Raw genomic sequence first — 12,629 nt, 5'->3', positions numbered from 1 at the left:
ATGAGCAATCAACCTTACCTAAACATTGAGAATGTTGTGAAGCAATTCGGTCAGTTCACAGCATTAAAAAACATCTCCTTAGCGATTGAAAAAGGGGAGTTTGTTTGTTTCCTTGGCCCGTCCGGCTGTGGAAAGACAACCCTACTGCGTGCTATCGCAGGCCTTGATTTACCAACTAGCGGCGCCATCGCACAAAACGGCAGTGATACTACGTTTCTTCCTCCAGAAAAGCGCGACTTTGGCATTGTCTTTCAATCATACGCTTTATTCCCCAACCTAACGGTTGAAGAGAACATTGCGATTGGTTTAAAGAACCAAGGGATGTCGACGAAGGAAACGCTTGAAAAAGTTGAATACTGGCTCGACATGATTGGCCTTCAAACATCGGGCCCTAAGTACCCAAATCAACTGTCTGGTGGTCAGCAGCAGCGTGTCGCTTTGGCAAGAGCACTGGCATTATCCCCAGGCTTACTTTTACTAGACGAACCCTTGTCGGCACTAGATGCTAAGGTGCGTGTTCATTTACGTGACGAGATTTGTAAGTTGCAACGTAAGCTTGGTATTACCACTATCATGGTGACACACGACCAAGATGAAGCGTTATCTATGGCCGATCGCATCGTGGTGATGAATCATGGTGTGATTGAACAAGTTGGCACACCACAAGAAATCTACCAAAAACCGGCGACTCGCTTTGTGGCTGAGTTTGTTGGTTCAATGAACTTCATCGAAACCTCTGCAGCAACGGATGATCAGGTGCGCATTGCTGAATCTATGCTGGTGGCACCAAAGCTTTCGAATCGTGTCATTCATCGAGGTGACCACTTTGACATGGCCGTTCGTCCTGAATGCCTCAAGTTTACTGACCGCATAACGAACTCAATTCCAGTGAAAGTTATAGCAATGGAATTCTTGGGTGCGTTTTATCGAGTGGATTGTCAGTTCCAAAACGACCTTCAAGCATCTGGCATCGTGATTGATGTACCAGTAGCGGTCGCACAAACTATGGATCTTAAACCTAGTGATGTTCGTTATGTTGAATTAGCGGAAGACGGGCTGCATGGCTTCGCGATTCCTGCTCAAGAAAAAGCAATCGCTGCGTAGTGGGTTAGGGAAATAGAAATGGAAGCAAAATCAATGGCTCTGAATACACCAACTCCGTTAGAGCGAGCTCAAGAAAAAAGTAAATCCATACTAGGTAGGTTAAGTAAAGACAATGTAGTGTTGTTTGGTCTGTTAGCGGGTTTATCGACCTTGATGATTCTGTTCATCTTGATGCCTATGTGGGCGATGATGACCAAAAGTGTACAGAATAGTGATGGTGAATTTGTCGGCTTAGATAACTTCGTCACTTACTTCTCGTCAGCAAGCCTTTGGAACTCGGTCACTAACACCTTTACTGTCGGTCTTATCGTGACCGCTGTTGTTGGAGTGCTCGCGTTTGGTTATGCCTACGCACTCACTCGTTCTTGTATGCCTTTTAAGGGGTTGTTTCAAGTGTTGGGTACCGCGCCAATTCTTGCGCCATCGTTGCTTCCAGCGATCAGTCTTATCTTTCTGTTTGGTAACCAAGGCATTGCGAAGCAAGTGATCGGCGGTCATTCGGTGTATGGTTTGATCGGTATCTCATTGGGATTGATCTTTTGGACTTTTCCTCATGCTTTGATGATTCTGACTACGTCGCTGAGAACATCAGATGCTCGCTTGTATGAAGCGGCGCGAGCGTTGAAAACATCGCCATTGAAGACATTTTTTGTAGTCACTCTACCTGCTGCCAAATACGGCTTGATCAGCACCTTAATCGTCGTATTTACCTTGGTTATTACTGACTTTGGTGTACCTAAGGTCATCGGTGGTAGTTACAACGTTTTGGCTACTGACATCTTTAAACAAGTCGTAGGGCAACAGAACTTTGCGATTGGTGCTGTGACCAGCATCATTTTGTTATTTCCTGCCATATTAGCGTTCGGTACTGATCGCTGGGTGCAAAGAAAACAAAAGAGCTTATTCGATACTCGCTCTGTGGCGTATCAGCCGGAGCCAAATAAAGGAAGAGATACGGCTTGTTTGGTCTATTGTTCGCTGATATCTCTGGCAGTGATTGCTGTACTTGGCATGGCAGTATATGGCTCATTGGTTACGTTCTGGCCGTGGAATAAAACGCTCACACTCAACAACTATAACTTCGCAGAAATGAGCACTTATGGTTGGAGCCCTTACTTCAACTCACTCACGCTTGCCGGTTGGACTGCGGTTATTGGTACCACGGTGATATTTGTTGGTGCTTACTGTATTGAAAAAGGTCGTGCATTTGGACCTGTGCGTCAGTTAATGCAAGTCTTGAGCGTGGTGCCGATGGCGGTGCCTGGTATGGTTCTCGGGTTGGGATATATCTTTTATTTCAATGATATAAACAATCCACTTAACGTTTTATATGGCACTATGGCATTCTTAGTCATCAATACCGTGGTTCACTACTACACAGTAGGGCACATGACAGCGTTGACTGCGTTAAAACAACTACCCGCTGAGATTGAAGCGACAGCGGCGTCGGTGAAAATGCCTCAGTACAAGCTGTTCTTTAAAGTGACGTTACCTGTTTGTTTGCCTGCTGTTCTAGACATTGCGGCTTACCTATTTGTTAATGCGCTGACAACCACATCTGCGGTAGTATTCTTGTATTCGACAGATACTATTCCAGCATCGGTTTCCGTTTTGAATATGGATGATGCAGGTCAAACTGGTGGTGCAGCTGCGATGGCAGTCATGATTATGTTATCCGCTGCGGTCGCAAAGATTGTTCAAATGACACTAGGGAAATGGTTAGAGAGTCGCACCCAAGCTTGGCGTAAGAGATAAGGAATCCAATGCAGTACGTAAAAATTAAAGATTCGATTGTGGAGCAAATAGAGGCGGGCATGCTATCGCCTCGTCAGAAGTTACCAGCAGAGCGTAAGCTTGCCGAATCTTTTGATACTACCCGTGTAACATTACGAGAAGCGTTATCTCTACTTGAAGCGGAAGGGCGAATTTACCGAGAAGACCGCAGAGGGTGGTTTATCTCACCTGAACCTCTGCGTTACGATCCTTCTCAGACTCTCAACTTTCCGAATATGGCATTGACTCAGAATCGTAAGCCAAAAACGGAAGTGGTGAGTGCGAAAGCCATACTGGCAGATAAGCATGCATCAAGACTGCTAAACCTGGCTCCGTTCTCTGACGTTTATCGCGTGGACCGAGTGAGATACTTAGAGGATCGACCGGTCGTCTATGTCACTAACTATATTCGTCCAGAGTTGTTTCCAAACTTGCTTGAGTACGACTTTGCGAGCTCATTGACCGATATCTATCGTGAGCATTTTGGTGTGACCTACACCAAAACACGCTATCGAATTAGCACGAGTTCTTTACTCGGTGAGACCGCACAAGCGTTAAGAGCGACATCAGGAACACCAGCGATGGTAGTCGAGCGTACCAACTACAACCAACATGGTGAGCTCATTGACTGTGATATCGAGTATTGGCGTCATGATGCCATTCGAATTGAATCAGTCGCGCAACTCGAGTCGTCGCTTTGATTTATATGCAGCTTTGAATCTAAAGCTCAGAGCTTAATGATTAACAGGCCTCTATCGCGAGGCCTTTTTTACACCTGTATTAGAGCAACACAGCTGAAAGGCACTGCTCTAACAATGTGAGCAGTTAAAAAGGATTAAACATAGTGGAATTGACGGCGATCGTCTTAGTGATTACTTCAGCATTACTGCATGCAGGGTGGAATATTTTAGGTAAATCGAACCAAAGCTCTGGTACCGCTTTTTTCTTAGCTTCTGGATTGGTCGCAGCCATTTTGTTAACCCCATACCTAGGTTGGTATCTGGTCACCGTTGGAATTGAAAATCTACCTGGTGTTTTCTGGCAACTGTTATTGCTTAGCGGGATATGTCAAATCATCTATTTACTCGGCTTAGGTATCGCTTATAAACAGGCGGATATTGGGGTGATCTACCCAATGGCTAGGGCAATGCCCGTACTGATGGTTGGGTTAGGTACGGTATTGATTGGATATGAGTTGTCATCGAACCAATGGCTAGGATTTATGCTTATCACCATAGGGTGTTTAATCGTACCACTAACAAGTTTCATAGAACTTAAAATTAAGGCGTATCTTAATGTTGGGGTGTTGTGGGCGTTTATTGCGGCAGTGGGCACAACAGGGTACTCAATAATCGATAAAGAAGCGTTGACGCTGCTCGATACGCTATCTTCGTCAACAGTCACCAGTAAACATGCATCGATTTTTTACCTCGGTATGCAGTTTTGGGCAATCGTCATTCCTTTGAGTTTATGGCTAATCGTAACCAAGCAGAATCAAGAGTTTCGTAATGCTTGGATGATTCGAAAAAATGCCACCATTGCAGGCATTATGATGGGAGCCACTTACGGCCTGGTATTATTTGCGATGACAATGACCGAAAATGTCTCACTCATCGTTGCTCTGCGCCAGGTCAGCATTATTTTTGGTGTTTTGATGGGGATCTACTTCCTCAACGAAAAGTGGCATGTCACCAGAGGAGTCGGAGTGATCTTAATTGCGCTCGGATTGATCGTTTCATTGTAATTAAGGCTCATTGATAGCCGGTATCGTTCATAACTAATACTTTCTGATTATATTTATTAACAAGCTTCTAACTTGTGATCAGCTTCATAGACTAAGCTGTATTGTTACCGGTAACATTTACATCAACGTTACCGGTAACATTAATTATAACAACCGGTATTCAACTGGAAGATACTGAACGTCACAGTGGTTTTCTGGAATGACTGAAACAATCCAACAGGGATACTCTTACTATGAAAGCGATGAACAAAACTTTGCTTGCAGCTACTCTAACCGGTCTTTTTGCAACGTCTGCTTTTGCAGCAGATTTCAACCTAAAGATTCAATCTTCTGATCCATCTGGCGACCTAAACTTCAAGGTTCAACAAAAGTGGGCAGAGCGTGTTGAGACCATGTCGAATGGCCGTATTGATATTGACCTTCTACCTGTAGGCGCGGTTGTTAAGCACACAGAAACGCTTGGCGCGATCAAAATGGGTATCCTAGATGGTCAGGTGACTGCAACGGGTTACTTCTCTGGTAAAGATCCAGCATTTGGTCTTATCGGTAACATGGTTGGTGCATGGTCTGATACGACTCAACTACTACAGTACATGAACTATGGTGGTGGTAACGAGCTAATGACAGAGCTGTATGCGCCATACGGTGTGAAGTTTGTTGGCGCATCAACAACAGGCGTCGAGTCTTTCATCTCTAAGAAGCCAATCGATGGCGTGGACGATCTTAAGGGTTTAAAACTGCGTGCTCCTGAAGGTCTAGTACAGCAAGTATTCGCTGCTGCTGGCGCAACGCCGGTTAACCTACCAGGCTCTGAAGTATTTACGGGTCTAAGCAAAGGCGTTATCGATGCTGCAGACTACACAGTATTCTCGACTAACCAAAAAGCAGGCATGAACGACATCGCTACGCATCCAGTTCAACCGGGTTTCCACTCGCTGCCTCTGATTGATATCTCTATCTCCCAGAAGAAGTGGGATAAGATGCCTGCTGACTTACAAACCATTCTACAAACATCGGTTCGTGACTTCTCTTACGATATGACAACCCAGCTAAAAATGGCTGACCAAGCAGCGGTTAAAGAAGCACAAGCTAACCCAGAAATTACGATTCACGATTGGTCTCAAGAAGAGCGTAAGAAGTTCCGTGAAATCGCGAAAGGTCAATGGAAAGTATTTGCAGAGCGTTCTCCAAACGCACAGAAAGTTTATGACTCTGTAACTACGTTCCTAGAAGATAACAACCTACTTTAATTCACTAACAGTGAAAGGGAGTCAGAGACTGTCCACTCTGACTCCAATACTTCTTGGAGGGCGCTTTGTCCTCCGTTTCTTTTTGAGAAGCCATAATTTCACAGCCCAAAGCTAATATTTCAGGCATAACGCTATGACAGACAACAACTCCCATGCGCCTCAAGAGCAAGAAGAACAACCAAGAAACTTTTTAGACCGAGCAATTATAAAGCTCAGCAATGTTCTAAGTTGGTTTTTCATCTTTACTGTTCTTATCTCTTTTTACGAAGTAGTGATGCGTTACGCATTCGATGCACCAACGACCTGGGTTCACGAAACCGCGTCATTTATTGGTGGTTCATTATTCATTGTTGGCGGCATTTACGCATTTGCGGCCAACAAACACGTTCGAGTTGTTCTTATTTACGATTCAGTTTCTTCACAGACTCGAAAGTATCTCAACATCGTTCACCACATCGTGGGTTTGGCATTCGCAGGCATGCTCGCGTACGCCTCTTATTCAATGGTTCAAGAGTCTTGGTTTGCTCCATGGGGTGACTTACGTCTAGAGACATCAGGCTCAGTTCTTAATGCACCATATCCAGCGCTTCTTAAAGGCATCATCTTTGTTTGCCTTTGTATTCTTGTTATTCAGTTTGTACTGCACCTTATCCAAGAGATCATGGGGCTAGGGAAGAAAGACGATGTTTGATTTATCTTCTATTGGTATCGCGTGGGGCAGTATCCTCATGCTGGTTATGATGATCGGCCTGCTACTAACGGGTATGCAGCTGGCATTTGTAACAGGCTTCGTTGCAATCTTCTTTACCCTATTTTGGTTTGGTCCTGACGCGCTCCCACTGATTGCGAGCCGTACCTATAGCTTTGCATCAGGTTATGTCTTCCTTGCGGTTCCGATGTTTGTCTTAATGGCCGCACTGCTTGACCGCTCTGGTATCGCAAGAGACCTTTTTGATGCAATGAAATCAGTCGGCCGAAGAGTTCGTGGTGGCGTTGCAGTTCAAACGCTTTTGGTAGCGGTACTCTTGGCATCCATGTCTGGTGTTATCGGTGGTGAAACCGTACTGCTTGGTATTCTTGCACTGCCTCAGATGCTGCGTCTTGGCTACGACCGTAAGCTAGCAATCGGTACAACTTGTGCTGGTGGCGCACTAGGTACCATGCTTCCACCATCTATCGTACTCATCATCTACGGTATGACGGCGAGTGTTTCAATCGGTGACCTATTTAAAGCCTCATTTCTACCAGCGTTTATTCTGGCAGGTTGTTACATAGGTTACGTACTGATTCGTTGTAAGCTAAATCCATCTCTTGCGCCAATCCCGAGTGATGAAGAGATTGCGGAAGACATGGAAAACCAACCAAGCTATTTCAAAGCGTTGTTCTTCCCATTGCTTTCTGTTGCAACAGTTCTAGGTAGTATCTATACCGGTGTTGCCTCGGTGACAGAAGCATCAGCACTGGGTGTTGTAGGTATCATGATTTCAGCGGCGATTCGTGGAGAGCTTAACTTCAGCATGCTCAAAGAGAGTGCCATCGCAACCATGCGTACTTGCGGCATGATCATGTGGATTGGTATCGGCGCGAGTGCTCTAGTGGGTATCTACAACCTGATGGGCGGTATCGATTTCGTTGAAGAAGTGATTCTTGGCCTAAGTGGCGGTAGCCCGCTAGCAACTCTGCTTATCATGATGGTTATCCTACTGGTTCTAGGTATGTTCCTTGACTGGGTTGGCGTGGCGCTTTTAACTATGCCTATCTTCGTACCAATCATCACAAGCCTTGGTTATGACCCAGTATGGTTTGGTGTGGTGTTCTGTCTAAACATGCAGGTGTCATTCCTATCACCTCCGTTTGGTCCAGCAGCATTCTATTTGAAATCGGTAGCACCGAAAGACATCAGCCTTGGTGAGATTTTCAGTTCACTACTGCCGTTTATCGCGCTACAGGTATTGGTGCTTGGCTTGGTTATCATGTTCCCAGAGCTAGCAATGTGGTGGAAATAGCCCACCACTTGAAACATCAATAAATATCTAACGAGATTGACCCGAATATATAGACAGCCTCCAGTGAGAGTTGGAGGCTAAGGATAGTATTGTCCAATGAAAGCGAAAAAAATCTTAGTCATGGGCGTTTCAGGCTGCGGTAAAAGCTTGATTGGTAGCGAGATTGCTAACGCTCTAAATCTACCATTTCATGATGGTGATGATTACCACCCACAAGCAAATGTGGACAAGATGGCGAAGGGTATTCCACTTGATGATGAAGACCGTCAAGGTTGGTTAGAAACCCTGAATAAGGTTTATACGGAGAACGAAGCAGCGGTGATTGCATGTTCGGCACTCAAGCCTGCATACCGCGACATTCTTCGCCAAAATAACGAAGAACTAGTGATTGTCTATTTACAAGGTAGCTTTGATACGATTTGGAATCGCATGAAAGTTCGTGAAGATCACTACTTCAATGGCTGTGCAATGCTTGAAAGTCAGTTTGAAGCCTTAGTTGAACCAGTGCACGGTGAAGCATTAATCATCGATATTTCACAAGATGTTCAAGCTGTGATTTGTGATTCACTAAACGCTATCAAGCGCCTTGAGGAGCTGAATTAATGAGCTCCTTAAATCTTTCACAATCAAACATCGCCATGATCGGCCTTGGTGTGATGGGCAAAAGCCTAGCACTAAATCTGCTTGACCAGGGCTTCAATGTAACCGGCTTTGATATTAGCGAAGCACACCGTGAGCGTGCAGATTCAGAAGCGAAAGAGTTAGCTCAGCAAGCAAATAAAGGCGGCTTTGTTAAGGCGGCAGATCTTAAGCAAGTTCTCGACTCGCTTGTTAAGCCTCGCGTGATTGCGCTATCAGTACCAGCAGGCAACATTGTTGAAGCTGTCATCGATGATCTGTTGGCAGCAGGATTAGAGTCAGATGACATTGTCATTGATACAGGTAATAGCTTGTGGACTGACACCGAAGCACGAGATCAGAAATATCACGGCAAGTTGCGTTTCTTCTCAACGGCTGTATCTGGTGGTGAGGTTGGCGCGCGTACAGGCCCTGCTCTGATGGCTAGTGGTGATAAAGATGCGTGGAACTACGTGCAGCCAATGTGGGAAGCGATCTCTGCAAAAGTGGACGAGAACGGTTTGCCGGTTGGCCAGTTTGATAAAGGCGAACCATGTGCAGCGTATCTTGGCCCAGCGGGTGCTGGTCACTATGTGAAGATGGTGCACAACGGCATCGAATATGCCGACATGCAGCTTATCTGTGAGGTTTACCACTTTATGTATGATGTGCTTGATATGTCAGCACAAGAGATTGGTGGAGTCTTCGCGAAATGGAATCGGGGTGTACTTAACAGCTACCTGATGGAAATCAGTGCTGACATTCTACAAACACCAGACCCTGTCACTCAAAAGCCATTTGTAGAAATCGTGCTTGATAAAGCAGGGCAAAAAGGCACTGGTCTCTGGACAGCGGTAAACAGCCTGCAAGAAGGCGCACCAGCACCGACGATTGCTCAAGCGGTATTTGCACGTGCTCAAAGCGGTCAGAAGTCAATTCGCGTTAACGGTTCTAAGCTTTTGAAAACCCATGTTCAGCCGCAGTGTGGCCTGAGTAAAGAAGAGACAATCGCAGAGCTTCATGATGCCCTTTACTGTGCAAAGCTATCGGTATATGCACAAGGTTTTGATTTGATGAATGCGACTTCAATCAAAGAAGGATGGGATCTCGATTTTGCTCATATTGCGAAGATCTGGCGTGCTGGATGTATTATTCGTGCTATTTTCCTGCAAGACATTACGAACGCGTATCAAAGTGATGCAAACTTAGAAAACCTATTATTTGCGGATCGCTTTGTTGAAGAGGTACACAACCGCTCATTTGGTTGGCGAGCAGCGGTAGCGAATTCGGCATTGACTGGTATTCCAATGCCAGCCATCAGCTCTTCGCTGAGTTATTTTGATGCATTGCGTTGTGAGACTTTGCCAGCCAACTTATTGCAAGCACAACGAGACTACTTTGGTGCTCATACTTATTCACGACTAGATGAGCCAGAAAGCAGCAAGTTCCATATCACATGGAGTGAGGCTGAGCGTAAACAGCTTATTTTGTGATGGTTTAGAGCGCTTATCTAATAGATAGGCGCTTTTTCTATTTATCCCTGAGTGATAATCAATACAATAGATATCAGGGAGTTGCTCGAATGGAGTACCCGTTAGTTAGGTTTAGAAGAACAATGTCAAATAAGAAAAAAAGACCAACATTACAGGACATCGCAGACCGAGTCGGTGTCACTAAGATGACTGTTAGCCGCTGCCTTCGCGATCCATCATCTGTTTCGGAAGCGATCAAAGATAAGATTAATCAAGCGGTGGAAGATCTCGGATATATTCCCAATCGAGCTCCAGATATCCTTTCCAACGCAAAATCCAACGCCATTGGCGTGCTGGTTCCCTCGCTAACCAACCAAGTGTTTGCGGAAGTGATTCGCGGTATAGAATCGGTCACTACACCGGCGGGCTATCAAACTATGATAGCCCACTACGGTTATAGCGAAGAGAAAGAAGAGCAGAGTATCGCTTCACTGCTTTCCTACAATGTCGATGCCATTATTCTTTCGGAGAATGTTCACACCGAACGTGCTCGGAAGATGCTAGAAACTGCTTCAATCCCTGTGATTGAGATTATGGACTCAGTCTCACCGAATATAGAGCAATCGGTGGGTTTTGATAACTTCGAAGCATCGCGTCTAATGACGCAAACCATGCTAGAACGTGGTATTGAAAATATTGCTTATCTAGCGGCGCGAATGGATGAACGTACCCGTTTGAAAATGGCCGGTTACTCGCAAGCCGTTTTTGATGAAAACAAGCAACCCATCACTGTTCAAACAGAAGATGCTTCCTCCTTTACGTTGGGGGCTAAATTGTTAGTTGAGGTGTTGGATAGGTACCCTGAATCGAAAGGTGTTGTTTGTACCAACGATGACTTGGCAATCGGTGCATTTTACGAATGTATGCGTCGCGGCATCAAAGTTCCAGAAGAGATGGCGATTGCCGGCTTCCACGGTCACGATATCACGCTTGCGATGACACCAAAATTGGCAACCGTAATCACCCCTCGTGAGCAAATTGGCTCAATCGCAGCAAGTGAAATCCTTGCTCGTCTCAAAGGCCAAAAAGAGTGGCAAAAAATCATCGACCTCGGCTTTGAAATAGAGGTGGGGGAAAGTATTTAGGTTTGATATCTAAACTACTCTCTGGTTTTTATCCATAATTCAGGAGGTATCCTCCTCCTGAGTATCCCAGTCCACAGCGTCCTTATCCGCAGGGTTGGATGAAATATTACGTCCGTGAAAAGTGTGATTGAAATATCATGCCCTAAGCTTTTAAATACTTAACGTATTTGTTGAATCTAAATATATATAGCACTTAATAATACCACTGAATATCTTGGTGGGTGCGATTGTCATCTTTTTATATTTCCAATAAGTGCACGTTATTAAGTTAATAAGCATTCCTTATTGTAAATATTATTGAAGTGATATTAGTTTTATATTTGAATGAAAGGATGTTATTTAAGAATCAATAATATATAAGGATTAATTTTGAGAATTAATAAGCTTGCGTTAATGATTGCATTGGCTCCAAGTATTGCAATGGCTTCTTCTGATACAAGAAGTATTGCTATGGGCGGTGTTGGCGTTGCATCTTCTGGTTATTTAAATGCGAGTTTTCATAATCCAGCATTAGCCGCAAAATACGGTGAGAGTGATAACTTTGGAATGATTCTTCCTGTTGTGGGTGCACGTATTCATGATGGGGATGATCTCGTTGATAAGATAGACCGATTTCAAGATCTAGATGACTTGGTTGACGGCAACCCTAACTTGGAAGATGAATGGCGAAAAGCGCTGAAAGATCTGGATAATGGCGTTCTGAGCAGTGATATCAATATTGGAATGGTTGCTGCTATACCTAACAAATACTTAGCGGCTAACTTCTTTGTCGGTGGTGAGTTATCTGTTTTGGCCAGAACATTAATCGCTGACGAAGACTTAACAGCATCACCAGGTGACCCACTGAATTCTACCGTGACAGCACTTGCGGGTGGAACAGTCGATGTCGGTGTTTCTTTAGCTAAACCGATTGAGATTAGAGGGCATGAATTATTATTAGGTGTTTCTCCAAAGTTCCAAAATATTTACGCCTTGCATAATACTAACTCCGTAAGTGATTTTGATGATGACGATTTTGACTTTGATGATGATTATAGTGAAAAGTCGGCATTTAACTTAGATATAGGCCTAGCTTATCAAATTGATGAATCAATAACGTTAGGGTTTTCAGGTCGTAATTTGATTGATCAAGAGCTTAAAACTAATCGCAGCTATGGAGATACTTATACATATTTAGTGAGACCCGAATATACGATTGGTGCTGAATATGATAAAGGCTGGTTTAGCGTTGCTGCAGATATGGATTTGAATCGAAGAGATTACTTCAAAGAGTTAAATTATAAGACGCAGTATACGCGCATCGGTGCTGAATTAAATGGCTGGGATTGGGTCGCTGTTCGTGCTGGTTATCAGTACAGCATGACGGATTCGGCAGAAGACTTACTTAGCTTCGGATTTGGATTCACACCATTTGGGATCTTTGGTTTAGATTTAGCGGGTCAGCTAGGCAAAGATAATCACTATGGTGCGTCTGCGCAATTCGTCTTCACCATATAATTTCGATACCAGCAGAATAA

General features: G+C 44.5%; 11 protein-coding genes. All 11 read left to right on the top strand.

What is annotated here, in order from left to right; all coding sequences use genetic code 11:
* Window positions 1–1,104, top strand: coding sequence for a putative 2-aminoethylphosphonate ABC transporter ATP-binding protein (locus DPF91_RS00155; RefSeq protein ID WP_117232415.1), 1,104 nt, complete (start codon window positions 1–3; stop codon window positions 1,102–1,104).
* 18 nt (window positions 1,105–1,122) lie between these two features.
* Window positions 1,123–2,859 (top strand): putative 2-aminoethylphosphonate ABC transporter permease subunit, encoded by a 1,737-nt coding sequence (locus DPF91_RS00150; protein WP_117232414.1) that lies wholly within the window; start codon window positions 1,123–1,125, stop codon window positions 2,857–2,859.
* A gap of 8 nt (window positions 2,860–2,867) precedes the next feature.
* Window positions 2,868–3,578: a phosphonate utilization transcriptional regulator PhnR gene (gene phnR / locus DPF91_RS00145; RefSeq protein ID WP_117232413.1), complete on the top strand. Its 711-nt coding sequence runs from the start codon at window positions 2,868–2,870 to the stop codon at window positions 3,576–3,578.
* A 143-nt stretch (window positions 3,579–3,721) separates the two neighbouring features.
* Window positions 3,722–4,621: an EamA family transporter gene (locus DPF91_RS00140; protein ID WP_117232412.1), complete on the top strand. Its 900-nt coding sequence runs from the start codon at window positions 3,722–3,724 to the stop codon at window positions 4,619–4,621.
* A gap of 233 nt (window positions 4,622–4,854) precedes the next feature.
* Window positions 4,855–5,871, top strand: a complete 1,017-nt coding sequence (locus DPF91_RS00135; protein WP_117232411.1) for a TRAP transporter substrate-binding protein — start codon at window positions 4,855–4,857, stop codon at window positions 5,869–5,871.
* Between the two features lie 133 nt (window positions 5,872–6,004).
* Window positions 6,005–6,562 (top strand): TRAP transporter small permease subunit, encoded by a 558-nt coding sequence (locus DPF91_RS00130; protein WP_117232410.1) that lies wholly within the window; start codon window positions 6,005–6,007, stop codon window positions 6,560–6,562.
* Entirely contained in the window at window positions 6,555–7,877 is a 1,323-nt protein-coding gene (locus DPF91_RS00125) for a TRAP transporter large permease (protein ID WP_117232409.1), read from the top strand. The genes DPF91_RS00130 and DPF91_RS00125 overlap by 8 nt, the downstream gene beginning before the upstream one ends.
* 96 nt (window positions 7,878–7,973) lie before the next feature.
* Window positions 7,974–8,480, top strand: a complete 507-nt coding sequence (locus DPF91_RS00120) for a gluconokinase (protein ID WP_117232408.1) — start codon at window positions 7,974–7,976, stop codon at window positions 8,478–8,480.
* Window positions 8,480–9,988 (top strand): NADP-dependent phosphogluconate dehydrogenase, encoded by a 1,509-nt coding sequence (gndA, locus tag DPF91_RS00115; protein ID WP_117232407.1) that lies wholly within the window; start codon window positions 8,480–8,482, stop codon window positions 9,986–9,988. The genes DPF91_RS00120 and gndA overlap by 1 nt, the downstream gene beginning before the upstream one ends.
* Before the next feature lie 122 nt (window positions 9,989–10,110).
* Window positions 10,111–11,112: a gluconate operon transcriptional repressor GntR gene (gene gntR, locus DPF91_RS00110; protein WP_117232406.1), complete on the top strand. Its 1,002-nt coding sequence runs from the start codon at window positions 10,111–10,113 to the stop codon at window positions 11,110–11,112.
* A 369-nt stretch (window positions 11,113–11,481) separates the two neighbouring features.
* On the top strand, window positions 11,482–12,609 hold the full coding sequence (locus DPF91_RS00105) for a conjugal transfer protein TraF (protein WP_241033721.1): 1,128 nt from the start codon (window positions 11,482–11,484) through the stop codon (window positions 12,607–12,609).
* Window positions 12,610–12,629: the final 20 nt, after the last annotated feature.

Source organism: Vibrio maerlii (assembly GCF_003415655.1).
Classification (GTDB): domain Bacteria; phylum Pseudomonadota; class Gammaproteobacteria; order Enterobacterales; family Vibrionaceae; genus Vibrio; species Vibrio maerlii.
Note: the sequence above shows the minus strand (reverse complement) of the source record. Positions and strands in the feature narration are given on the sequence as shown.

What these genes read in the sequence shown, in the direction of transcription:
- DPF91_RS00155 (WP_117232415.1), top strand. Translation starts at nt 1, where the DNA reads ATGAGCAATCAACCTTACCTAAACATTGAGAATGTTGTGAAGCAATTC.
- DPF91_RS00150 (WP_117232414.1), top strand. Translation starts at nt 1,123, where the DNA reads ATGGAAGCAAAATCAATGGCTCTGAATACACCAACTCCGTTAGAGCGA.
- phnR (WP_117232413.1), top strand. Translation starts at nt 2,868, where the DNA reads ATGCAGTACGTAAAAATTAAAGATTCGATTGTGGAGCAAATAGAGGCG.
- DPF91_RS00135 (WP_117232411.1), top strand. Translation starts at nt 4,855, where the DNA reads ATGAAAGCGATGAACAAAACTTTGCTTGCAGCTACTCTAACCGGTCTT.
- DPF91_RS00130 (WP_117232410.1), top strand. Translation starts at nt 6,005, where the DNA reads ATGACAGACAACAACTCCCATGCGCCTCAAGAGCAAGAAGAACAACCA.
- DPF91_RS00125 (WP_117232409.1), top strand. Translation starts at nt 6,555, where the DNA reads ATGTTTGATTTATCTTCTATTGGTATCGCGTGGGGCAGTATCCTCATG.
- DPF91_RS00120 (WP_117232408.1), top strand. Translation starts at nt 7,974, where the DNA reads ATGAAAGCGAAAAAAATCTTAGTCATGGGCGTTTCAGGCTGCGGTAAA.
- gndA (WP_117232407.1), top strand. Translation starts at nt 8,480, where the DNA reads ATGAGCTCCTTAAATCTTTCACAATCAAACATCGCCATGATCGGCCTT.
- gntR (WP_117232406.1), top strand. Translation starts at nt 10,111, where the DNA reads ATGTCAAATAAGAAAAAAAGACCAACATTACAGGACATCGCAGACCGA.